The organism is Caulobacter sp. GW821-FHT09A05, assembly GCF_059418465.1.
Genome location: NZ_JBWKPX010000027.1, coordinates 34,643 through 56,897, shown reverse-complemented (window position 1 = coordinate 56,897; position 22,255 = coordinate 34,643). Strand labels below are relative to the sequence as shown.

The window sequence follows — 22,255 nt, the reverse complement described above, 5'->3', positions numbered from 1 at the left end:
GGTCGATGCGTTGCGGCTGTCCTGGATCCCGGACAAGCGCTGCGCGCTCCGGGATGACAACCGTTTGGGGGCGCTCTTCGAGGACGCACGGCCCCTCAGAACGCCATCCCCTGGGCCACCGCCTTCAGCCGCTCGATGACCGAGAACTTGTCCTCGATGAAGTCCTGGTCGACCCACCAGACCTCGACCTCGCGCATCACCTCGCCGACCATCGGCCCCTTGGGCACGCCGGCCTTCAGGACCTCGTCGCCGGTCAGGGGGAAGGCCGGAGGGGTCCAGCTCTCGCCCAGGGCCAGCAGGCCGCGCCACTGCGCGGTGGCGGCCGACCGTTCCGAACCCGCCCAGGCCAGCTTGACCCGGTCGCTGAAGGTCTTCAGGCCCAGGGCGTAGACCGCCCGACGGGTCTCGCGCGGGCTCATCCAGCTGACGATGCGCGGCGACTTGCCGACCGCCTGGACCAGCCGTTCCTTCAGGGCGTTGGACAGCCGCAGCTGCTCAGCCATCCGCCCGGCGATCCCCGGATCGTCGGGGATCAGGGCCGCCAGGCGCAGCTCGGGGTCGTTCTGGAACAGCTGCTCGGTCTCGATGGTCATCAGCCCTTCGAAACGGGCCAGCGACTTCACCGACGGCAGGATCGAGGACAGGACGCTGGTGGCCGCCATCAGCCGCAGGGCGGGGCGCGGATCCTCGGCGGCCAACAGCTTCAGCAGCTCCTTCTGGATCCGCTCGGCGGCCAGGGTCTCGATTCCGCCCTTCAGGGCCTCGCACGCGGCCAGGGCGTCGCGGTCGGCCTCGCCCCGGCCGTACCAGGCGTGAAAGCGGAAGAACCGCAGGATGCGCAGATAGTCCTCGCGGATCCGGCCCTCCGGATCGCCGACGAACACCGCCCGGCCCTCGCGCGCGTCGTTCATCCCCTCGCCGGTCGGATCGAAGACCCGGCCGTGGATGTCGGCGTAGAGGGCGTTGAAGCGGAAGTCGCGACGCTGGGCGTCCTCCTCCCAGTCCTGGGTGAACGCCACCACCGCCCGGCGGCCGTCGGTCGAGACGTCGCGGCGCAGGGTGGTGATCTCGTAGGGCCGGCCGCCCGAGACCGCCGTGACCGTGCCGTGGTCGACGCCGGTGGGAACGGCCCGCAGCCGGGCCGCGCCCAGGGCCTGGATCACCTCGTCGGGCGTCAGGACGGTGGCGATGTCGATGTCGTCGATGGGCTTGCCCATCAGGGTGTTGCGCACGCAGCCGCCCACGAAGCGCGCGCAGCCGGGAAAGCCCCCCGCCTCGAGCGCCGCGATCACGGCCTGGGTCTCCGGCAGCGCCATCCACGGCGCCACGCCTATCGTCTCGATGTTCACGCTGGTCCCCACGGCCCCGCCGCACCCGTCGGGCGGGGCTGGCATTTCAAACGATTACCTCGATCCGGCAAGTCCGAACGACGAGCTGGACAGCCTTCACGCCACGGCCTCCTCGCCGTGCAGCCGCTCGTACAGGGCCCGCAGCATGCCGGCGGTCGCCCCCCAGATGAAGCGCTCGTTCCACGGCATGGCGTAGAAGAAGCGCCGCTCGCCGTCCGGCAGGTCGCGGTGCTGGCGCTGGTGGTTGTCGGGGTCCATCAGGAACGCGAACGGCGTCTCGAACACGTCGGCCACCTCGTCCGGGCTGGCCTCGAAGGTGGCGGCCGGATCGATGAAGCCGACCACCGGCGTGACATGAAAGCCGGTCACCGTGCGGTAGCCGTGCAGCAGGCCCGCCAGGGTCACGAACTTCGGGTCGAGATTGACCTCTTCCCGGGCCTCGCGCAGGGCGGTCTCCCACGGGGTCTCGCCGGGGTCGCAGCGGCCGCCGGGGAAGGCGATCTGGCCGGTGTGGCTGCGCAGGGTGTCGGCCCGGCGCGTGAGCAGGACGGTCATGCCCGCCTCGCGCTCGACCAGGCCGACCAGCACGGCGGCGGGCCGCAGGGCGTGGGGATTGTCGGGTCGCAAGTCGGGATTGAGGTCGTAGTCCGAGCGCGCCGCGTCCAGGCTGGGATCGTAGGCGCTGATCGGATCCAGCTTGCTGGCGATCCAGGCCCGGCGCTCGTCGCGGGTCAGGGTCACGGCCCGTGCGCCCCGGCCGGGGCGATCGGGAACCAGGCGCCGTTCGAGGCGACGCCCAGGCGCGGTCCCTCCGGCGTCTCGCGCTCGGCGGCCAGCTCGGCCAGTTCGTAGAACACCGGCCGGGCGATCAGCGCCTCCAGCCCGCGCCGCACGTGCAGATAGGGCCGCGGCTCACCGGTCGCCGCGTCGGTCTCGACGCGGATGGCGTTGTCCGGCCCAGCCTCGACCACGTCGCCGACATTGGTCTCGAAGCGCAGGATATCGCCCACGCGATCCACCCGCGTGGCGATGAACGGCGCGTCCTCGACCTGGATCTTCAGCTTCTCGACCGGGGTGACCAGGTGATAGCCGTCCGGATCCAGCCGCAACACGGTCGAGAACAGGCGCACCAGGGCCTCGCGGCCGATCGGCGTCCCCTCGTGGAACCAGACCCCGTCCCTGCGAATGCGGATGTCGATGTCGCCGCAATGCTCGGGATGCCACAGGTGGACGGGCGGCAGGCCGCGTTCGCCGACGCTCTTGGCGGCGGCGGTGACGCCGGCGAGGCCAGAGGGTGTGGGATCCGCGGTCATGGGGTTCAGGTAGGGCAAGCGGGCGTCGGGCTCAAGCCAGGGCGCAATGCATTGCCGCGTTGGGCGATCCGTGAACGGCTTCGAGCCCTCCAAAGGTTGTCATCCCGGAAGCCTCGCAGAGGCTGTCCGGGACCCAGGGGACTGGGCGAAGGCCTTGCGGCTGTCCTGGGTCCCGGACAAGCGCTGCGCGCTTTCCGGGATGACAACGGCCTTGAAATCCGCTCGCGATGGCGTCGAACGCTTCACCCGATGCGGATCGGCCCCACCAGCCCGGCGTCCCCGCCCTCGACCAGGGCCTTGACCAGCACCCGGCACTGGTCGGCGGGGCCCGGCATGGTCGCCCGGGCGGCGGGCTCGGCCGAAAAGCCGATGCGGCCGAAATAGGGGGCGTCGCCGACCAGCAGCACCGCGCGCCAGCCGGCCTTGGCGGCCGCCGCGCAGGCGGCCTCGACCAGGGCCTGGCCCAGGCCGTGCTTGCGCTCGTCGGCGTCGACGGCCAGGGGGCCGAGGAAGGCGACGGCCTTGTCGCCGACCACCACCGGCCACAGCCGCACGCTGCCGATCACCCGGCCTTCGTGCACGGCCACGAACGAGCAGTCGTCCAGCTTGCGGTTGCCCTCGCGCAGGCGCTCGGACGATTTGGCGAACCGACCTGGGCCGAAGGCGCGATCGACCAGCACCTCGACGGCGCGGGCGTGCTCGGGCCGCTCGAGCAGGATGGAGGGCGAGACAGACGAAGGGGCGACGGCGGAAGACGACATGGGCGCTAAACGATCCGGGACACGAAAGGGGGACATAGCCCCGGATCGTGACGCGGCCGAGACGGCCGCCTCCGGGGCGTTAGACGCGGACTCCGGTCCGCGCGGCGCAGGTTCGTCGCAGGCGTCGCATGGCGGCGCTTCCTTCCGTTGGAGGGCGCGAAATAGGGCCTGGGGCGCGTGGCGTCAATCAAATCAACGGTCGCATCAAACAAACGCGATTGCGGCGACGCTCGCCCGGGGACATGGTCCGCGCCGATGACCGACCTCCCCCCCGACCCCGACTCCGTCCCTTCGGCCCTCGAAGCGCCAAGGCAGGAGGGGGACACTTCCATGCGCGCCCTGCTCCGGCAGAGCGACTTCCTGTTCTTCTGGACCGCGCGCTTCCTCGCCACCCTGGCCGTGCAGATCCAGGCCGTCACCATCGGCTGGCAGGTCTACACCCTGGCCCGCGAGACCGGCCACGACGAGGGCCAGGGCGCCTTCCTGCTGGGCATGGTGGGCCTGGCCCAGTTCATCCCGCTGTTCTTCCTGGCCCTCACGGCCGGCGAGACCGCCGACCGCCACGACCGCAGGACGATCATGACCGCCGCGATCGGCGTCGACATCCTCTGCGCCGGCGGCCTGGGCCTGCTGGCCTGGTCGGGACACACCGCCCTGTGGCCGATCTTCGCCATCGCCGTGCTGTTCGGGGCCGGGCGCGCCTTCCTGTCGCCGGCCTCCAGCGCCATGGGGCCGATGCTGGTGCCGCGCCCGCTGCTGCCGCGCGCCATCGCCTGGAACTCGCTGTCCTGGCAGAGCGCCTCGATCATCGGCCCGGCCCTGGGCGGCCTGCTGTGCGCCATCTCCCCGGCCACGGCGTTCGCCACCTCGGCGGGCCTGTTCCTGCTGGGCGGCCTGTGCCTGCTGGGCATCCGCCAGTCGACCAAGCCCGTGGTGCAGCCCGGCTCGCGCTGGACCCTGATCAAGGAAGGCCTAGTCTATACTTGGCGCAACAAGATCGTCTTCGGCTCGATCTCGCTGGACCTGTTCGCCGTGCTGCTGGGCGGGGCCACGGCCCTGCTGCCGGTGTTCGCCCGCGACGTGCTGCATGTCGGGGCCGAGGGCTTCGGGATCCTGCGCGCCGCCCCCGCCGTGGGCGCGACCCTGGTGGCGGTCATCCTGGCCAGCCACCAGATCCGCCGCCGCGCCGGCCTGCTGATGTTCGGCGCCGTGGCGGTGTTCGGCGCGGCGACCGTGGTGTTCGGCCTGTCGCAGTGGATGTGGCTGTCGGTGGCCGCCCTGGCGGTGCTGGGCGGGGCCGACATGGTCTCGGTCTATATCCGCCAGACCCTGGTGCAGCTGGTCACCCCCGACCCGATGCGTGGCCGGGTCGCCGCCGTCTCGGGCCTGTTCATCAGCGCCTCCAACGAGCTGGGCGAGTTCGAGAGCGGCGTCGCCGCGCGGTTCCTGGGCCCCGTCGGCGCGGCGGTCTTCGGCGGCGTCGGGGCGCTGGTGGTGACCGGCGCCTGGGCGAAGATGTTCCCCGAACTGAGGAAGGCGGACCGGCTGGAGTAGGCTTCCAAACTCCGCTCATCCCGGCGAATGCCGGGACCCAGATGGAATAGCGGTGTGGCTGACGCCAAGAGCTCCGAGCCCCTCCAATCATCCCCACCGCTACGGGATCTGGGTCCCGGCATTCGCCGGGATGAGCGGTTGGAAGGAAGGGCTCAAACCCCCGCCAGCCTCCGCAGCGCCTCCCCCGTCATCCGCCGCACGATCCACTCGTCCATCGCCGCGGCGCCCAGGCTGTCGTAGAAGGCGATCGACGGGGCGTTCCAGTCGAGCACGGCCCATTCCAGCCGCCCCAGGTCCTCGTCGACGCAGCGCCGGGCCAGGTTGGCCAGCAGCGCCTTGCCCGCGCCGGACCCCCGCGCCTCCGGCCGCACGAACAGGTCCTCCAGATAGATCCCGTGCCGGCCGATGAAGGTCGAGAAGTTGTAGAACCACAGGGCGAACCCCACCGGCCGGCCGTCGATCTCGGCGATGTCGCAGAAGGCCTTGGGATTCTCGCCGAACAACGCCACCGTGATGTCGTCCCGCGTCGCCCGCACGTCGTCCAGCAGCTTCTCGTACTCGGCCAGGTCGCGGATGAACTGCAGGATCAGGGCGCTGTCCTCGGCGACGGCGGGACGCACAGAGACTTTGGTGGTGACGGACATATGGCGGTCTCTTCGGACTATCTGGATTTCGTGCTCGAGCAGCTGGCCCCGGTCGGGCCGCTGACCTCGCGCCGGATGTTCGGCGGAGTCGGGCTCTACGCCCAAGGCCTGTTCTTCGCCCTGGTCGACGACGACACCCTGTACCTGAAGGGCGACGACGCCCTGCGGGCCGATTTCGAGGCGGCCGGCAGCACCCAGTTCGCGCCGTTCGGCATGAGCCCCATGGCCTACTGGACCGCCCCGGCCGAGGCGCTGGACGATCCGGAACTGATGGTGGACTGGGCGAGGCGGTCGATCGCGGTGGCGGCGGCGCGGAAGGCGCGGACGGCGCGCTGAGGTCAGGCGGGCCTGTCCGACACGCCCAGCAGGAGCGTCACGAGCGGCCGGTTCACATAGTAATTGTTGCGTCCCTGGCTGTGCTTTTCCAACAGGCCCGCGCCCGCCAGCGTATCCAGATGCCGGGCCGCCGTTTGCCGAACGACACCCAGCTCGTTCTGTAGAAATTCGATCCGAGTGTAGGGATGGCGGAAAAGATTGTTGAGCAGATCCTGCGAATACAGTCGCGGGTGATCGGTCCTGAGGATCCGCTTATATTCAGCCATCAACGCGCCGACCCCCTCGACCAATTCCAGGGTCTGCCGGGAAGTTTCGGCGACGGCGCGCAGCATGTAGAGCAGCCAGGCCTCCCATTGGCCCGTGTCGCGTACGGCCTGCAGCAGGCGGTAGTAATCCGCCTTGTGCGCGTTGATGTAGCGGCTGAGGTACAGGATGGGGATTTCCAGCAACCCCATCTTGGTCAGGTAGAGCACGTTCAGGATCCGCCCGATCCGGCCGTTGCCATCGGGAAACGGGTGAATGCTTTCGAATTGATGGTGGATCAACGTCATCTTGATCAAGGGGTCCAGATCGCTGGCCGCCTCGTCGTTCACGAACCGCTCCAGCGCCGTCATGTGCGCGATGATCGCCGCATGGTCCTGCGGCGGGACGTAGATCAGGTCGCCGGATGTGTCGTTGCGAAGCGCCGTTCCCGACGTCGTCCGGAAGTCGCCCGTGGTGCGCTTGAGCACCTGGAACATCTCGACGATCGTGTTGTTGGTCAGCAGCCCTTGCTGCGCGACCAGCCGATCATGGCCGCGCTTCAAGGCGTCCCGATACAGCGCCACCTCCTTGGCCGGTCCTCCGTCGAGGTTGTCGGGAAACAGCGTCGCCTGGAACATCTCGTCCTGGGTGGTGACGATGTTCTCGATTTCCGAACTGGCCCGCGCTTCCTGAAGCGACAGAGTGTCGATCAGGATGCCCTGATTGGGGATAGCGACCGCCCGTCCCTTCAGTTCGGCCAGATAGCGATGGGCCCGCGCGGCTTCGCGAAGGACCGCGACGGTTTCCAGTTCAGCGGCCAGGGGCAGGTCAGGAATGACGTAGACCGGCTTCAACACGTCGCGCTCCTCATGTTAAAGGATCGCATTTTTTTTAACATGTCCAAGGCGACATGTCACAAAGTTCGCTATTTGCGAACTTGGGCCTCTACCCGATCACCACCCCGGGCGGCGGGACACTGTCCTCGGGCACGAAGAAGTCCGGCATCAGGGTCGCGGTCGGGTCGACGCGGTAGCGGTCGAAGTCGCGCACGCCCTCGGCGTACAGGAACGTGTCGTCGATCACGAACTGGCCGGTGAACGCGCGCGAAGGCTTTTCGAAGATCGCGTGGGCGGCGTCGGCCATGATCTCGACCGTGCGGCAGTGCTTGAGGCCTTCCTCACCGGTCAGGGCGAACTGGATGGCGGCGGTGGCGATGGCGGTGCGCGGCCACAGGGCGTTGCAGGCCACGCCGTCGGCGCGGAACTCCTCGGCCATGCCCAGCATGGCCAGGCTCATATTGTACTTGGCCATCGAATAGGCGACGTGCGGCGCGAACCAGCGGGGCTTGATGTCCAGCGGCGGCGACAGGGCCAGAATGTGCGGATTGGCCGCCTTCTTCAGGTGCGGCAGGCAGATCTTCGAGGTCAGGAACGTGCCGCGCCCGTTGATCTGGTGCATCAGGTCGTAGCGCTTCATGTCGGTCGACAGGGTGCCGGTCAGCGAGATCGCCGAGGCGTTGTTGACGCAGATGTCGATGCCGCCGAACGTCTCGACCGCCTTGTCGACGGCGGCCTGGACGCTGGCCTCCTCGCGCACGTCGACCACCAGCGGCAGGGCCTTGCCGCCGGCCGCCTCGATCGCCTCGGCGGCGGTGTAGATCGTGCCCGGCAGCTTGGGATGGGCCTCGGCGGTCTTGGCGGCGACGACGATGTTGGCCCCGTCGCGGGCCGCGCGCAGGGCGATGGCCAGGCCGATGCCGCGCGAGGCGCCGGTGATGAAGAGGGTCTTGCCAGCTAGGCTCATGCTTCTGCTCTCGATGCGGGTCCGCACGGGACCCTGATCCTTCGGCGCGGCGCCGGCAAGGCGGGTGATGGGATCCGCCGCCGGGGCCAGGCGGCGTTCGGCGGTCTAGGGGGGCGAGGACGAGGGCCCTGGGGGCTCCACGGAACGGCTTGGGTCACCTTACCGGCCAAGTCGTCGCGGGCGTCGGTACAAGGCCGAACGGGAACCTGATGCGGTCGGCCATGGCGTCTGCGCCCTGGTTTTGCGGCCTTCAAGCGCACTGACGTTGTCATCCCGGAAGCCTCGCAGAGGCTGTCCGGGACCCAGGGGACTGGGCGAAGGCCTTGCGGTTCACCTGGGTTCCGGACAAGCGCTGTGCGCTTTCCGGGATGACAACTCAAAAGAACCCTACCCCACCTTCGAGAAGTCCGGCGCGCGCCGCTCGGCGAAGGCCATGAAGGCCTCCCGCGCCTCGGCGGTCTGCAGGCGCTGGCCGAACAGCTCGCCTTCCCTGTCCATCAGGGCCGCGATGGCCGCGGCGTCGCGCATCAGGGTCTTGGTGACCGCCAGGGAGCCCGCCGGCCGCTTGACCAGCTGGTCGGCGGCGGCCCGCGCCCGGGCGCGCAGCTGGTCCAGCGGCACGCAGCCGTTGGCCAGGCCCCAGGCAACGGCCGTGGTTCCGTCGACCGCCTCGCCCAGGGCGAACATGGCGTAGGCGCGGGCGTGGCCGATGCGGGCCGGCAGCAGCAGGCTGGAGGCGGCTTCGGGCGCCAGGGCCAGGTTGACGAACGGCGTGGTCAGCCTGGCGTCGGGGCTGGTGAACACCAGGTCGCAGTGCAGCAGCATGGTCGTGCCCACGCCCACCGCCTGGCCCTGGACGGCGGCGACCAGCGGCCGCGTGGCCCGGGCCAGGGCCTTGAGGAACCGCATCACATGCCGCTCGCCCTCGAAGGCGCCGGTGGCCTGGGCGGCGAAGTCCTGCAGGTCGTTGCCGGCGCTGAAGCTGTCGCCGTCGGCCTGGAACACCACCACGCGCACGGCCGGGTCGGCCTCGGCCCGTTCCAGGCTGTCGGCCAGCACGCCGTACATGGCGTTGCTGAGAGCGTTCTTCTTGTCCGGACGGGCCAGGGTGAGGGTCATCACGCCGGCGTCGACGGCGACCTGGACGTGGTCGGTCATTGGGGGTCTCCTTTGGGGAACTTGGCTTGCAGGCTGGTCAGCCAGCGCGACACCACGGCGATCTCGTCGTCCGTGAAGCCTTCGGTGAGACGGGTGTTGAGGCCTTCGACCCCGGCCTTGGCGTCCTCGCGCGCCTCGCGGCCCTTGTCGGTCAGGTAGAGGCGCAGGCCCCGGCCGTCCTTGGGATCGGGCCGGCGCTCGACCAGCTCGGCGCGGACCATGCGGTCGACCAGGCCGGTCATGGCCGAGGGCGCCAGGTCCAGGGCCTCGGCGGCCTCGCCGATCAGGGCGCCGTCCTTCTGGCCCAGCACGAACAGGGCGCCGGACTGGGCGGCGGTCAGTCCGCCCTTGGCCGCCATCTTGGCCTCGACATAGCGCTGCACCCGGCGGTGCGCGACATTGAGCAGGAACACCAGGCGGCGGTCGGGAGGCGTGGTCATGGCGCGAGATTATAGTTCGCGCACGAAATATCAAACGAATGTTTTGGCCGACGTGAAGATCATTCAACCAATCGGTTGACTCTTTGAACGTCACCTCACACATTCAACCACATGGTTGAATTACTTGCCCCCCAGCTGGACAGCGTCTTCCACGCCCTCGGCGACGCCACCCGCCGCCGGATGCTGCGTGACCTGGCCAACGGCGAGCGGACGGTGGGCCAGCTGGCCGAGCCGTTCTCGATCTCGCTGGCCGCCGCCTCCAAGCACATCAAGGCCCTGGAGAGCGCCGGCCTGATCCGGCGCGAGGTTCGCGGCCGCACCCACCTGTGCCGCCTCGACCCCGGCCCGCTGGCCGACGCTCATGCGTGGCTGAACTTCTACGAACACTTCTGGACCAGCCGTCTCGACGTGCTCGACCGGCTCCTTCGCGAGGAGGACGCCCGCAAGACCCCGCCCCCCAGACCCTCATCCTCGAACTCGGGAGACGACCAATGACCGAACTCGCGACCCTTTCCGCCTATGGCGAACTGATCGAGCCGCTGACCCTGAAGATCCAGCGCCTGCTGCCCGGCCCCGTCGACCGCGTCTGGGCCTACCTGACCGAAAGCGAGCTGCGCCGCCAGTGGCTGGCGGCCGGCCAGATGGAGATGAAGTCCGGCGCGCCGTTCGAGCTGGTCTGGCGCAACGACGAGCTCAGCGACCCGCCCGGCGCGCGCCCCGACGGCTTCGGGGCCGAGCACCGCCTGGAGAGCCGCATCCTCGCGCTCGAGCCGAATCGCAAGCTGTCCATCGCCTGGAACCAGGGCGAGGTGTCGTTCGAGCTGGAGCCGGCCGGCGACAAGGTGCTGCTGACCGTCACCCACCGCCGCCTGCCCGACCGCGCCCAGCTGCTGAACGTCAGCGCCGGCTGGCACGCCCACCTCGACGTCCTGGCCACGCGGATCGCCGGCAAGCCGCAGACGGCGTCGTTCTGGGACAGCTGGAGCCGCCTCAAGGCCGAGTACGACAAGCGCCTGGGCTGAAGACGATTCCCGATCGCCCAAGCGGTTGTCATCCCGGAAGCCCCGCAGGGGCTGTCCGGGCCCCAGGGGACTGGGCAGAAGCCTTGCGGCTCACCTGGGTCCCGGACAAGCGCTGCGCGCTTTCCGGGATGACAACGGAAAGGGGGGCGGCGATCGCGTCCGGGTTTCAGCGCGCCGCCCGGTACCAATTCACCCCGTCGCCGTCCGCCTCGCGGGTCGCCAGGCCCCGGCCGATCAGGCAGTTGAGGTGGGCCAGGGCCTCGCCCGTGGCCATGCCCAGCAGGTCCGGGCCGATCGGCCGGGCGAACAGGGCGCCGAATACGTCGACCGCCCGTCGGGGCTCGACCAGCTTGCCGGCCAGCCGCGCCAGGGCGCGTTCATGGCCCGAGATCAGGCCGTCGATGCGGGCGTGAAGACCCCGGAACGGATCGTTGTGGGCCGGGAGCACCAGCACCGAGTCCGGCACGACCGCCTTCACCTTGGCCAGCGAGGCGAGCCAGTCGCTCAGTGGATCGGCGTCCGGCTCGGTCGGGAACACCGAGACGTTGGACGAGATCCGGGGCAGCACCTGGTCGCCGGAGATCAGCACGCCCAGCTCTTCGCACCACAGGCAGGCGTGGTCGGGCGAGTGGCCCTGGCCGGTCACCACCCGCCAGGCGTGGTCGCCGATCGCGAAGACCTCGCCGTCGGTCATCCGGCGATAGCTGTCGGGCAGCTGATAAATCGCCTTGCCGAAGCCGCCGAACCGGGCCTTGTAGGCGTCGATCGCCGCCTCGTCCCAACCGGCGGCGCGGAAGAACCGCACCCCGTCCTCGGGCGCCTCGCGGCCGGTGTCGGCCACCAGCATCCGGCACTGGAAGTATTCCAGCCGGGTCATCCACAGGCGGACGTCGAACTTGCGGGCGATCCAGCCCGCCAGGCCCACATGGTCTGGATGCAGATGGGTGACGATCACGCGGGTGACGGGCCGTCCGCCCAGGGCCCCGGCGAAGGCCGCGCGCCAGGCCTGCGAGGTCTCCTTGGTCTGCAGGCCGGTGTCGACCACCGCCCAGCCCTCGCCGTCGGCGATCGCCCAGACATTGATGAAGCCCAGCGAGCCGCCCAGCGGCTGGCGCAGCCACAGCACGCCGGGCGCGACCTCGACGGCCTGGCCCGAGCCCGTCTCCGGCGCGGTTTCGAAGGGATAGACCAGTCTCGGGCGCCGCGGTTCGCGCGCGTCTTCCTCGATCCCGTCCCGCATCTGCGTCCTCCGGTCGCGGCCTTCGTCATGATTGCGCCCCCGTCGGACGACATCTTGACCCTCGATGCAAGCGGGCCTTAAGTCCGCCGCGAGGAATTTACCCCAGGAGACGTACCCCATGAGGCCCATCGCGATCGGCTTGACGGCCGCCCTCGCGCTCGCCGCGCTCGTTCCCGCCACCGTGATTTCGGCGGCCAAGGAGAAAGACAAGCCGGCCGCCGTCGACGCCAAATCCCGCGAGGCCGGCATGAAGGCCGCGCCGGACGTCGCCAAGGCCGCCGGCATCTCGTGCACCGTCACCGACGCCCGCCTGATCGGCAACGACAAGAAGACCAGCACCGACTATTACGAAGTCGCCTGCCAGCAGGGCCTGGGCTTCGCTCTGCTGGCCAAGAAGGACGCCGCGCCGCAGGCCTATAGCTGCCTGGAGACCGCCCAGCCCGGCGCCGACGGCAAACCCAGCGCCCTGGCCTGCCTGCTGCCCGGCAACGCCGATCCCAAGACCGGCCTGGCGCCGTACCTGGCCAAGGCCCAGACCAAGTGCGACATCGAGAACGCCCGCGCCATCGGCGCCGGCGCCAAGAACGCCTATTTCGAAGTCGCCTGTAAGGGCGGGACCGGCTACATCGTCCAGACCTCGGCCCCGATCAATGTCGACCAGGACGTCACGGTCAACAGCTGCCTGCTGTACGAGGAAGGCGGCAATGTCAGCTGCAAGCTGACCGACAAGGCCACCCAGCTGGCCATCGTCGACCAGCTGAACGCCGCGGCGGGCAAGAACTGCGCGATCAAGGACAAGCGCTACATCCTCAGCACCAAGACCGACAACTACTTCGAAGTCGCCTGCCAGGACGGCAAGGGCTACGTGCTGCAGCAGGCCTCGGCCGGCGGCGCCCTGGTCAAGGCCATCGACTGCGCCCAGGCCGGCTTCGTCGGCGGCGGCTGCACCCTGAGCGACGCCGTGGCGGCCCAGACCGAACAGGCCGGCCTCTACAGCAAGCTGGCCACCAAGGCCGGCTTCGACTGCAAGGTCGAGAAGTACGGCATGCTGCCCAGCAACGACCCCCGCAAGGAGATCGTCGAGCTGAAGTGCTCCAACCGTCCCGACGGCGGCATCGGCATCTTCACCGGAACCAGCAACACGGTCTACGACTGCGTGACCTCGGAAATGAACGGCTATCGCTGCAGCTTCACCAAGCCGGACGCGGCCTATCCGCGCCTGACGGCCGACCTGAAGGGCCTGGGCAAGGGCAGCTGCACCGTTTCCGGCTCGCGCATCATCGGCCAGACCGCCACCCAGGGCTTCGTCGAGGTCGCCTGCTCGGACGGCCTGCCGGGCTGGGTGATGGCCTATCCGCTGAACCAGACCACCCCCAAGCCGGCCGAACTGCTCTCGTGCCTGCAGGCCAAGGGCGTGGGCGGCGGCTGCAAGCTGCCGACCAACCAGACCAAGAGCTGATCGGGCGCCGAGCCTGAAACGGCAAAGCCCGCCGGGAGCGATCCCGGCGGGCTTTTTCGTTGTGTTGAAGCCAACGGATTCAAGCCGTTGCCATCTTCGTTGTCATCCCGGAAAGCCGCAAGGCATCTGCCCAGTCCCTGGGTCCCGGACAGCCTCTGCGAGGCTTCCGGGATGACAACCGTTGAGGTTGCGAGCTAAACGCCCGCCCCCACCTTCTCCAGGCCCTGCGCCATCTGCTTCAGGCGCTTGTCCAGTTCGGCCATGGTGCGGTTCAGGGCCCCTTCGTCGTCGCGCCAGACCTGCAGGGTGCGGCCCCAGACCGCCGACATGGCGGCCAGCCGGGCCGGGGTGGCGTCGACGCCGGCGGCTTCCAGGATGGCGCGGGCGGTCCTGGGGAAGCGCAGGGCCGAGACCACCACGCTTTCGGAGCGGCTGATGGCGATCAGGGCGGCGCGGTGCGGCTCCATGGCCTCGATCCGGGCCATGGCGGCGTCGAACAGCCGGTCATGGGTGCTGGCGTCGCCATTCTCGCTTGAGGGGGCCGAAACGGTGGCCAGGGCCGCGCGGTCGAAGCGGGCGGCCAGATGGTTGAGCACCGCGCCCTTGCCGTCGGCCCGGGCGTAGAGCTCGGCGAACGGGATCTCGGCCTTCAGGGCGATGTCGCGCAGGGTGACCTGCGTCCACGGCCGGTCGGCGGCCAGGGCGAGCGCCGCGGCGGCGGCGCGGTCGAGGATGTCTTCGGCGGCGGTCATGGCTGTTGAGATGGCGGGTTCAGGCTCCGCTTACAAGAACCCTCTCTCGCTGGGAGAGCGTGCTAGCCCCCCAGTTCCACCGACCGCTTCACCGCCGCGTCCAGCGCCCTGGGCAGCAGGTCGCCGAAACCGCCCTCGCCCATCAGCACGCCCAGCGCCGCGGCGGTGGTGCCGCCGGGCGAGGTGACCTGCTTGCGCAGCTCGGCCGGATCCTCGCCGCCCTGGCCCAGCAGGGCCGCCGCACCGACGATGGTGGCCCGCGCCAGCTGGGCCGAGGCGGCCGGGTCCAGGCCCTGGCCGGCGCCCGCCGCCTCCAGCGCCTCGATGAAGGCGTAGAGATAGGCCGGGGCCGAGCCGGACACGGCGGTCGCGGCATGCATCTGGGCTTCGTCGTCGAGATCCACCGTGGTGGCGACCGGGTCCAGCAGGGCGTGGGCGCGCGCCCTGGCTTCCGCCGTGTCGGCATGGATGCTGGCCGTGCCCAGGCCGATGGCGACGGCGGTGGTCGGCATCACCCGGGCCACGGCGCGGCCGCCGAACGCCTCGGCGATGTCTGCGGCGCGCACCCCGGCGGCGATCGAGACGATCACCGCGTCCGGCGCCAGATGCGGAACGACGTCGGCCACCGCCTCGCGCCAGATCTGCGGCTTGACGGCCAGCAGCACGGTCCTGGCGACGGACAGGGCCTCCAGCGGCGGATTGACGGTCGCGCCCGGGAAGGCGGCGGGGTCGGCGTTGGGGTCGCGGATGATCAGGTCGGCGGCCGCGAAGGCCCCGGCCTTGGCCCAGCCCGCGATCAGGGCCCCGCCCATGCGACCGGCGCCGAGGAGGAGGATGGGGGTCATGGCGAGGGGCTCCCGAAACATCATCCTTCTCCCCTTGCGGGAGAAGGTGGCCTGCGTAGCAGGTCGGATGAGGGGTCGCACGTGCGTATTCGAGAGGAAGAAGACGCAGCGGCGTCTCCCATCGCCCCCTCATCCGTCAGCTTCGCTGACACCTTCTCCCGCAAGGGGAGAAGGATTTTAAATCAGGCCTGCCCCACGGTCTCGAACATGCAGGCGGCCATGGCCTCGTCCGGGGTCTTGGCGCCGTGCAGCAGGAAGTCGAAGGCGGGATAGAAGCGGTCGGCGGCCTCCACGGCGGCGTCGATCATCGAGGCGGCCTGGGCCATGGTCGGGCGCTCGCCGGCCGGCAGGGCCAGGGCGTGGCGGAACACCACCTCGCCGTCCTCGGTCCAGACCTCGAAATGGCCCAGCCAGACGCGCTGGTTGATCATCGACAGCAGCTGGTAGGCGCTGGGACGCTTGGTCTTGGTGGCGCGCAGGTCCAGCGACAGGCACAGCTGCAGGCAGTCGGCCTCGGGCCGCCAGGCGAACCACAGCTCGTAGTCCTTCCAGTCGCCGGTCAGGGCGAAGGCCAGGTCGCCGTCCTCGGTGCGGTCGAACGTCAGGTTCTCCGCCGCCAGGACATGCTCCACCACTTCCAGCGGATCCATCGCCAGCAGGACGTCGTCTTCTTCCGGTTGGGTGTCCATGAGACCCTTTGACCCCCGGGGAGAGACGGGTCGTGGGACCCGACCAAATCACCCACTCGGAGGAGTCTAATCTGCTTCGCGGGCGGCGTCACAAGCGCCTTCACGCTGAACGGGAACGAAACTCGCCTATTCGGCCGCGTTATCGCTACCAGGATTGGCCTTTTTTGCCGGCGTTTTCTTGGCCTTCAGCGCCGCGACTTCCTCGCGCAGCGCCGCCACCTCGGCCTTCAGGGCCTCGAAATCGTCGCGCCGGATCAGGTCGAACTCGGCGGCCAGGCGATCGGCCTGGGCCCGCATGGCGGTCTTGGCCTCCTCGCCGGCGGTCTGGGCGATGCCCATCGCCGCCTGGGTCAGCTTGGCGAATTCGTCGAGGAAGGGGTTTTGGCTGTGCATCGAAATTCCAGAGCGCGGCGAGGTTCGTCGCCGATCTTATATGGGAAAGGAAGGATGAAAGCGAAGCGCGAACGCGGTAGAGGTGCGACCACTTGTCCGTCCGGAGCGCTCGCGGCGTGATCTTCCCCGACATCGACCCCATCGTTCACATCGGCAACATCCCGCTGCAATGGGGCCCGCTGGCTCTGCGCTGGTACGCCCTGGCCTATGTCGCCGGCATCCTGCTGGGCTGGCAGTACGCGATCCGGCTGGTCCGGAACGCCAGGCTGTGGGGCGGCCAAAGGCCGACCGCCACCTCGGTGCAGATCGACGACCTGGTGCTGTGGATCACCCTGGGCATCATCCTGGGCGGCCGGATCGGCTACATCCTGTTCTACATGCTGGTCAACGAGGGCCAGCGGGCCGGACTGGCGCAGGACCCGCTGTCCGTCTTCAAGATCTGGGAGGGCGGCATGTCCTTCCACGGCGGCTTCCTGGGGGTCTGCGCGGCGGTCGCCCTGTTCGCCCGCCAGCAGAAGATCGACATCCTTCGGCTGGGCGACCTGGTCGCGCCGGTCGCGCCGATCGGCCTGTTCTTCGGCCGCTGCGCCAACTTCATCAACGCAGAGCTGTGGGGCCGGGTCACCGACCATCCGTTCGGCATGGTGTTCTGCAACGACACCATCCGCGCGGCCAATCGCGACGGCGCCTGTCCCGCCGGCGAGCTGCCGCGCCATCCCAGCCAGCTGTACGAGGCCGCGCTGGAAGGCGTCCTGCTGTTCCTGATCCTCAACTTCGCCGCCCACAAGCTGAAGTGGCTGCGGCGGCGGGGCGCGCTCGTGGCGACCTTCCTGATCTGCTACGGCCTGTTCCGCGCCCTGCTGGAGAACGTGCGCAACCCCGATCACGGCATGCCCGCCTTCCCCTTCGGCCTGACCATGGGGATGATCCTGTCGATCCCGATGCTGCTGGTCGGCGGCTGGCTGCTGTGGCGGGCCCTGCGCGAGCCGGCTCCCGCCCCCGTCGCGGACGATCATGAGCCTGCTTGACCGCCTGCGGGCGCAGATCGCCCAGGACGGCCCGATCAGCGTCGCCGAATACTTCACCCGTTGCCTGCACGACCCGCGCGACGGCTACTACGCCACCCGCCCCGCGCTGGAAGGCATGAACGCAGGCGAGGGCGGCGACTTTCTCACCGCACCCGGCGTCAGCCAGATGTTCGGCGAGCTGATCGGCCTGTGGATCCTGGAAACCTGGACCCGCATGGGCCGGCCCGCGCCGGTGCGGCTGGTCGAGATGGGACCGGGCGACGGGACGCTGATCTCCGACATCCTGCGCGCGGCCCGGCTGTCGCCGGAATTCCTGGCCGCCGCCGACCTGTGGCTAGTCGAGGTCTCGCCGCCGCTGCGCGCGGTCCAGGCCGCCAGGTTGTCGGGCGCTCCCCTGACGCCGCGCTGGACCGATCGCCTGGAGGCCGTGCCGGCCGATGCGCCGCTGATCCTGGTCGCCAACGAGGTTCTCGACTGCCTGCCGGCGCATCAGTTCGTACGCACCGAGGACGGCTGGGCCGAGCGGATGGTGGGACTGGACGAGGCCGGAAATCTGGCGTTCGGGCTTCGGGCGCTGTCTCCCCTCCCCCTTGATGGGGGAGGGGCCGGGGGTGGGGGTGTTCTCGGCGGTAGAAGACCCACCAGTCTCGACGCGAGCGGAACCGTTTTCACCCCCATCCCCGGCCCTTCCCCCATCAAGGGGGAAGGGGGCGACCCCATCGGCGTCGTCGTGGAATCCTCCCCCGCCCAGGCCGCCCTCGGTTCGGAGATCGGCCACCGCGTCGCCCGCGACGGCGGCGCGGCGCTGCTGATCGACTACGGCCGCGACGCCCCGGGGCCGGGCGACACCCTGCAGGCGTTGAAGGCGCACACCAAGGTCTCGCCCCTGGCCGAGCCCGGCCGGGCCGACCTGACCGTCTGGGCCGACTTCCCCGCCGTGCTGGCCGCCGCCACCGAGGCCGGGGCCGCGACGGGACCCATCCTGTCCCAAGGCGCGTTTCTCCAAGGCCTGGGAATCGCGCAGCGCGCCCAGGCCCTGGCCGCCGCGCGGCCGGACCAGACAGACAAGCTGGCCCGGCAGCTTGATCGCCTGACCGGCGCGGCGCAGATGGGACAGCTTTTCAAGGCGATCTGCCTGTCCGCGCCCAGCCTGTCTCCTCCGCTCTTCGAGGGCCCTTGACCATGATCGACCTGCCCACCGTCCAGTCGCCGCTGCTGGCCGCCGTCGCCGGGATCCGGCACGCCTTCTTCACGCGCCAGGGCGGCGTTTCGACCGGGCTCTACGCCAGCCTGAACGTCGGGCGCGGCAGCCAGGACGAGCCGGCCGACGTCGCCGAGAACCGCGCCCGGGCCGCCGCCTGGTTCGGCGCCGCGCCGGAAGACCTCAACACCTGTTTCCAGATCCATTCGACCATCGCCATCGTCGCCGACGGCTCGTGGGGCGACGTGCGGCCGCAGGGCGACGCGGTGGTGACCCGGACGCCGGGCGTGGTCTGCGGCGCCCTGCACGCCGACTGCGCGCCGGTGCTGATCGCCGACCCGGTCGCCAAGGTCGTCGCCGCCGCCCACGCCGGCTGGCGCGGGGCGCTGGACGGCGTCGTCCAGGCCGCCGTGGACCGGATGGTGACCTTGGGCGCCGAGCCCGCGCGCATGGTCGCCGCCGTCGGCCCCTGCATCGGGCCGCAATCCTATGAGGTGGGGCTGGAGTTCCTGCACCGCTTCGAGGCCGACAGCCCCGGCTCCGGCCGATTCTTTTCGCCCGGCGCGGCCAACGACAAGCGCCTGTTCGACCTGCCGGCCTTCGTGCTGGACCGCCTGGACACGGCGGGCGTGGGACAAAGCGAATGGGTCGGGCGCGACACGCGGACCGAGCCGGACCTGTTCTTTTCGAACCGCAGGGCCTTCCTGGCCGGGGAGTCCGACTACGGACGACTTCTGTCGGCGATCGCGCTCGAAGCGTGAGTATGCCGAATAAGCAGAATCTGGCGAGACTCGGGGTTGTTCCCGCGCCCGGGACTGCTAGAAGCCCCCGCAACGGCGACACCCCCTCCCGAGACAAAACCATGAAGCTGCTGTCCGGCAACTCGAACCGCACCCTGGCCCAGGCCATCGCGGAATATCTCGACATGCCGCTGACCCGCGCCCAGGTGCGCCGGTTCGCCGACCTCGAGGTCTTCGTCACCATCGACGAGAACGTGCGGGGCGAGGACGTCTTCGTCATCCAGTCGACCAGCTATCCGGCCAACGACAACCTGATGGAGCTGCTGATCTGCATCGACGCCCTCAAGCGCGCGTCGGGCAAGCGGATCACGGCCGTGCTGCCCTATTTCGGCTACGCCCGCCAGGACCGCAAGACCGGCGGCCGCACGCCGATCTCGGCCAAGCTGGTGGCCAACCTGATCACCCGCTCGGGCGCCGACCGCGTGCTGACCATGGATCTGCACGCCGGCCAGATCCAGGGCTTCTTCGATATCCCGACCGACAACCTGCTGCCCTCGCGCCTGCTCGCCGACGACATCCACAAGCGCTACAAGATGGGCCCCGACCTGATGGTCGTCTCGCCCGACGTCGGCGGCGTGGTCCGCGCCCGCGCCCTGGCCAAGCGCCTGGACGACGCCGACCTGGCCATCGTCGACAAGCGCCGCTCGGCCCCGGGCGAGAGCGAGGTGATGAACATCATCGGCGATGTGAAGGATCGTCGCTGCATCCTGTTCGACGACATCGTCGACTCGGCCGGCACCCTGTGCAACGCCGCCGCCGCCCTGATGGCCCACGGCGCCAAGTCGGTCTCGGCCTATGTCACCCATGGCGTGCTGTCGGGCGCGGCCGCCGAGCGGGTGGCCAATTCGGTGCTGACCGAGCTGGTGGTCACCGACTCGATCGAGGCCTCGGACACCGTCAAGGCCTGCCCCAAGATCCGCTACGTCTCCTGTGCGCCGTTGATCGGCGAGGCGATCCGGCGGATCGCCAACGAGGAATCCGTCTCCAAGCTGTTCGACTGAGAACCCCGCCGACGATCGCCCAAGGGTTGAAATCGCGCTTTGACGGCCCAGCTTGTCAAGACGTGGTTAACAGGCTGGCTGTCACAATGTAGCCCGCGCGCCGATGGTATGGCGGGCGTTCTATATCATTAGGGATGTTCTCGGGATGCTTTCCACCACGCGTACGCGCGCCGCGCTGACGGCCATCGCCGTGGTCGCCGCCACCTTGCTGGCCAGCTGCGAGACGCCACCCCCGCCGCCGCCCCTGGTCGCCGCCCCGCCCGCCCCGCCGCCGATCACCCTGTCGTCCAGCATCGTCGAGAAGGCCAGCGCCTTCCGCGGCTACATGCAGCGGGCCGGCGCGATCGGCGCCACCTTCGAGAACGGCGACCAGATCCAGGCCTCGCTGAAGATCGGCGTCGCCTATGAACCCAAGCAGTTCCTGTCGGGCGCCACCGCCTACGCCGCCGTCCTGGCCCTGCAGGACCCGACCTACGTCGCCTCGGTGCGTTCGTTCGCCACCGACCCGACCCAGCGCCAGTCGATCATCAACCAGATCATCGCCGACCCGGCCTACGCCGTCGGCTTCAAGGGCAGCGACACCGCCGCCGGCCGGATCATCGACACCCTCGGCGCCGAGGGCCTGAAGCTCTACACCTCCGGCAAGGCCGTGAAGCAGGCGGCCTACGACGTCCAGCGCGCCAAGTGGTCGACCCTGCCCGTGCTCGACCGGGACGGTCGCCTGGCCTACGCCAAGACCATGTCGGCGACGCCGGGCCTGGCCGACAGCGCCGACGTGGCGGCCCTGCGGCAGGCCTCCATGGGCGGCGTGCCGCTGGTGCCCGCCCCGCCCGCCGATCCCGCCGCCGCCCCGGTCGCGGCTCCGGCCGCCCCCCGCTCGGCCCCGCCGCCCTACAAGCCCCTGGTGATCCGCGGCCTGGCCGTGGCCGCCCTGGCCGCGCTGGGCTACGCCGGCGACGACAAGCTGCCCCTGATCGAGGCCGTGATGGCCGAGCCGGCCAGCGCCATGTGCCTGAACATGGCCAAGCTGAACCTCTACCAGTGCCTGGCCGTCTCCAAGCCGCACTACGAGGACGTGTTCTGCCTGGGCCAGCACATCATGATCGACACCGGCATGTGCGTGCTCAAGGCGTCGGGCGCCGAGCTGCCCTACGAGCCGCCGCCCCCGCCCAAGCCCGAGCCGGTGGTCAAGAAGAAACCCGTGGCCAAGAAGGCGCCGGCGAAGAAGAAGAGCTGAGCGGGCTCACCGCTTCCCTTGGACGCACGCCCCGTGGACGCACGCCAGGCGGCCGCCCGTTGCATCGGGCGGCCGCTGCGTGTATGGAGCGCGACCCAAAAACGTCGACCGGGCGAGGCAATCCAGTCTTGTGCGGCGGCTTCGCATTCCGAGAGCATGGGGCTCTCCTGAGAGACAAGACATGGCCGAGATCATTCTCAACGTCGAAATTCGCGACCGCGCCGGCACCGGTGGTTCGCGCGAAACCCGCCGCCAAGGCAAGATCCCCGGCGTTCTGTACGGCGGCCCCAAGGCCCCGGTGAACATCGCCGTGAAGGGCAACGAGTTCCGCAAGGCGCTCTACACCGGCAAGCTGCTGGGCCACCTGGTGACCCTGCAACACGGCGACGAGAAGCAGTCGGTCATCGCCAAGGCCGTGCAGTTCCACCCCGTCACCGACGAGCCGATGCACTTCGACCTGTACCGCGTCGACGAGCACCAGCTGATCAAGATCGAGATCCCGGTCCACTTCAAGAACCAGGACATCTCGGTCGGCCTGAAGAAGGGCGGCACGCTGGAAGTCATCCGCCACACCGTCGAGCTGGCCTGCCCGGCCGACAAGATCCCCGAAGAACTGCTGATCGACCTGGCCTCGCACGACATCGGCGACGTCATCCGCATCTCGGAAGTGAAGCTGCCGGAAGGCGTCCGCCCGGCCATGGACCGCGACTTCGTGATCGCCAACCTGAAGGCCTCGGCCGCTTCGCAATCGAACGAAGGCGACACCACGACCGTCGAAGCCTAAGGGCTTCCCGGCCGGGTCTCCGATCCGATATCGAGAACGGGCGGGCTTCGCGGCCCGCCCGTTTTTCGTTCCGGCCTGGGCCAAGCCACGAAACCTCGTCCTTCGACAGGCTCAGGATGAGGTTTCGAATGCGGCCTTTCCGTCGTCCTCATCCTGAGCTTGTCGAAGGACGAGGAGGCCCCTACACGCTGGCCGTCAAAGTG

General features: G+C 69.6%; 25 protein-coding genes and 1 pseudogene. 12 read left to right on the top strand and 14 right to left on the bottom strand.

The annotated features are described in order from the left end of the window. Positions 1-95: 95 nt before the first annotated feature. The 4 genes from AC07NX_RS20745 to AC07NX_RS20730 all read right to left on the bottom strand — a co-directional run bounded on the left by AC07NX_RS20745 (position 96) and on the right by AC07NX_RS20730 (position 3,423). Positions 96-1,349, bottom strand: a complete 1,254-nt coding sequence (locus AC07NX_RS20745; RefSeq protein ID WP_494644386.1) for a CCA tRNA nucleotidyltransferase — start codon at positions 1,347-1,349, stop codon at positions 96-98. Between the two features lie 96 nt (positions 1,350-1,445). Next, entirely contained in the window at positions 1,446-2,084 is a 639-nt protein-coding gene (locus AC07NX_RS20740; protein WP_494644415.1) for a CoA pyrophosphatase, read from the bottom strand. A 2-nt stretch (positions 2,085-2,086) separates the two neighbouring features. Then, positions 2,087-2,662, bottom strand: a complete 576-nt coding sequence (locus AC07NX_RS20735; RefSeq protein WP_494644384.1) for a DUF1285 domain-containing protein — start codon at positions 2,660-2,662, stop codon at positions 2,087-2,089. A 242-nt stretch (positions 2,663-2,904) separates the two neighbouring features. Then, complete coding sequence (locus AC07NX_RS20730) at positions 2,905-3,423, bottom strand: GNAT family N-acetyltransferase (protein WP_494644382.1); 519 nt, start codon at positions 3,421-3,423, stop codon at positions 2,905-2,907. A 255-nt stretch (positions 3,424-3,678) separates the two neighbouring features. Here AC07NX_RS20730 and AC07NX_RS20725 point away from each other — a divergent pair, with 255 nt between their 5' ends. Beyond that, complete coding sequence (locus AC07NX_RS20725) at positions 3,679-4,977, top strand: MFS transporter (protein WP_494644380.1); 1,299 nt, start codon at positions 3,679-3,681, stop codon at positions 4,975-4,977. Between the two features lie 152 nt (positions 4,978-5,129). Here AC07NX_RS20725 and AC07NX_RS20720 read toward each other — a convergent pair whose 3' ends face one another. Continuing rightward, a complete protein-coding gene (locus AC07NX_RS20720; protein WP_494644379.1) occupies positions 5,130-5,621 on the bottom strand; it encodes a GNAT family N-acetyltransferase in 492 nt (163 codons plus the stop codon). Here AC07NX_RS20720 and AC07NX_RS20715 point away from each other — a divergent pair, their 5' ends adjacent. Continuing rightward, the gene (locus tag AC07NX_RS20715; RefSeq protein ID WP_494644378.1) at positions 5,622-5,957 is read left to right on the top strand and encodes a TfoX/Sxy family protein; all 336 of its coding nucleotides are present in this window, start codon (positions 5,622-5,624) and stop codon (positions 5,955-5,957) included. 2 nt (positions 5,958-5,959) lie between these two features. On the opposite strand, the gene AC07NX_RS20710 is transcribed toward AC07NX_RS20715, so the two are convergent. From AC07NX_RS20710 to AC07NX_RS20695, 4 genes are all read right to left on the bottom strand, one after another. Further along, positions 5,960-7,057: a Fic family protein gene (locus AC07NX_RS20710; RefSeq protein WP_494644376.1), complete on the bottom strand. Its 1,098-nt coding sequence runs from the start codon at positions 7,055-7,057 to the stop codon at positions 5,960-5,962. 88 nt (positions 7,058-7,145) lie between these two features. Beyond that, complete coding sequence (locus AC07NX_RS20705) at positions 7,146-8,003, bottom strand: SDR family oxidoreductase (protein ID WP_494644375.1); 858 nt, start codon at positions 8,001-8,003, stop codon at positions 7,146-7,148. A 387-nt stretch (positions 8,004-8,390) separates the two neighbouring features. After that, on the bottom strand, positions 8,391-9,161 hold the full coding sequence (locus tag AC07NX_RS20700; RefSeq protein ID WP_494644374.1) for an enoyl-CoA hydratase: 771 nt from the start codon (positions 9,159-9,161) through the stop codon (positions 8,391-8,393). Then, positions 9,158-9,601: a MarR family winged helix-turn-helix transcriptional regulator gene (locus AC07NX_RS20695; RefSeq protein ID WP_494644373.1), complete on the bottom strand. Its 444-nt coding sequence runs from the start codon at positions 9,599-9,601 to the stop codon at positions 9,158-9,160. The genes AC07NX_RS20700 and AC07NX_RS20695 overlap by 4 nt, the downstream gene beginning before the upstream one ends. Positions 9,602-9,712: 111 nt before the next feature. Here AC07NX_RS20695 and AC07NX_RS20690 point away from each other — a divergent pair, with 111 nt between their 5' ends. Further along, positions 9,713-10,096 carry an ArsR/SmtB family transcription factor gene (locus AC07NX_RS20690; RefSeq protein WP_494644371.1) on the top strand — a complete coding sequence of 128 codons (384 nt, stop codon included), beginning with the start codon at positions 9,713-9,715 and terminating at the stop codon, positions 10,094-10,096. After that, entirely contained in the window at positions 10,093-10,623 is a 531-nt protein-coding gene (locus AC07NX_RS20685) for an SRPBCC family protein (RefSeq protein WP_494644369.1), read from the top strand. The genes AC07NX_RS20690 and AC07NX_RS20685 overlap by 4 nt, the downstream gene beginning before the upstream one ends. 166 nt (positions 10,624-10,789) lie before the next feature. On the opposite strand, the gene AC07NX_RS20680 is transcribed toward AC07NX_RS20685, so the two are convergent. Continuing rightward, positions 10,790-11,863 (bottom strand): MBL fold metallo-hydrolase, encoded by a 1,074-nt coding sequence (locus AC07NX_RS20680; protein ID WP_494644367.1) that lies wholly within the window; start codon positions 11,861-11,863, stop codon positions 10,790-10,792. A gap of 118 nt (positions 11,864-11,981) precedes the next feature. On the opposite strand from AC07NX_RS20680, the gene AC07NX_RS20675 reads away from it, so the two are divergent. Further along, on the top strand, positions 11,982-13,322 hold the full coding sequence (locus AC07NX_RS20675) for a hypothetical protein (RefSeq protein ID WP_494644366.1): 1,341 nt from the start codon (positions 11,982-11,984) through the stop codon (positions 13,320-13,322). Positions 13,323-13,516: 194 nt separating this feature from the next. Here AC07NX_RS20675 and AC07NX_RS20670 read toward each other — a convergent pair whose 3' ends face one another. From AC07NX_RS20670 to AC07NX_RS20655, 4 genes are all read right to left on the bottom strand, one after another. Then, positions 13,517-14,074: a TetR family transcriptional regulator gene (locus AC07NX_RS20670; RefSeq protein WP_494644365.1), complete on the bottom strand. Its 558-nt coding sequence runs from the start codon at positions 14,072-14,074 to the stop codon at positions 13,517-13,519. 62 nt (positions 14,075-14,136) lie between these two features. Next, positions 14,137-14,919: a pyrroline-5-carboxylate reductase gene (gene proC, locus AC07NX_RS20665; RefSeq protein ID WP_494644363.1), complete on the bottom strand. Its 783-nt coding sequence runs from the start codon at positions 14,917-14,919 to the stop codon at positions 14,137-14,139. 182 nt (positions 14,920-15,101) lie between these two features. Next, entirely contained in the window at positions 15,102-15,608 is a 507-nt protein-coding gene (locus tag AC07NX_RS20660) for a type III secretion system chaperone family protein (RefSeq protein ID WP_494644362.1), read from the bottom strand. Between the two features lie 126 nt (positions 15,609-15,734). After that, positions 15,735-16,001, bottom strand: coding sequence for an accessory factor UbiK family protein (locus AC07NX_RS20655; RefSeq protein ID WP_494644361.1), 267 nt, complete (start codon positions 15,999-16,001; stop codon positions 15,735-15,737). 116 nt (positions 16,002-16,117) lie between these two features. On the opposite strand from AC07NX_RS20655, the gene lgt reads away from it, so the two are divergent. The 7 genes and pseudogenes from lgt to AC07NX_RS20620 all read left to right on the top strand — a co-directional run. Continuing rightward, positions 16,118-17,029, top strand: a complete 912-nt coding sequence (gene lgt, locus AC07NX_RS20650) for a prolipoprotein diacylglyceryl transferase (RefSeq protein WP_494644359.1) — start codon at positions 16,118-16,120, stop codon at positions 17,027-17,029. Then, positions 17,016-18,209, top strand: a complete 1,194-nt coding sequence (locus tag AC07NX_RS20645) for a class I SAM-dependent methyltransferase (RefSeq protein WP_494644358.1) — start codon at positions 17,016-17,018, stop codon at positions 18,207-18,209. The genes lgt and AC07NX_RS20645 overlap by 14 nt, the downstream gene beginning before the upstream one ends. A gap of 2 nt (positions 18,210-18,211) precedes the next feature. Beyond that, positions 18,212-18,991: a peptidoglycan editing factor PgeF gene (pgeF, locus tag AC07NX_RS20640; protein WP_494644356.1), complete on the top strand. Its 780-nt coding sequence runs from the start codon at positions 18,212-18,214 to the stop codon at positions 18,989-18,991. 101 nt (positions 18,992-19,092) lie between these two features. Beyond that, positions 19,093-20,031: a ribose-phosphate pyrophosphokinase gene (locus AC07NX_RS20635; RefSeq protein ID WP_035071749.1), complete on the top strand. Its 939-nt coding sequence runs from the start codon at positions 19,093-19,095 to the stop codon at positions 20,029-20,031. 145 nt (positions 20,032-20,176) lie between these two features. Further along, the gene (locus AC07NX_RS20630) at positions 20,177-21,268 is read left to right on the top strand and encodes a hypothetical protein (RefSeq protein WP_494644354.1); all 1,092 of its coding nucleotides are present in this window, start codon (positions 20,177-20,179) and stop codon (positions 21,266-21,268) included. Between the two features lie 181 nt (positions 21,269-21,449). Beyond that, on the top strand, positions 21,450-22,052 hold the full coding sequence (locus AC07NX_RS20625; RefSeq protein WP_494644353.1) for a 50S ribosomal protein L25/general stress protein Ctc: 603 nt from the start codon (positions 21,450-21,452) through the stop codon (positions 22,050-22,052). A 94-nt stretch (positions 22,053-22,146) separates the two neighbouring features. Next, positions 22,147-22,228: pseudogene (locus AC07NX_RS20620) on the top strand (hypothetical protein); the annotation flags it as partial. Positions 22,229-22,255 lie beyond the last annotated feature (27 nt).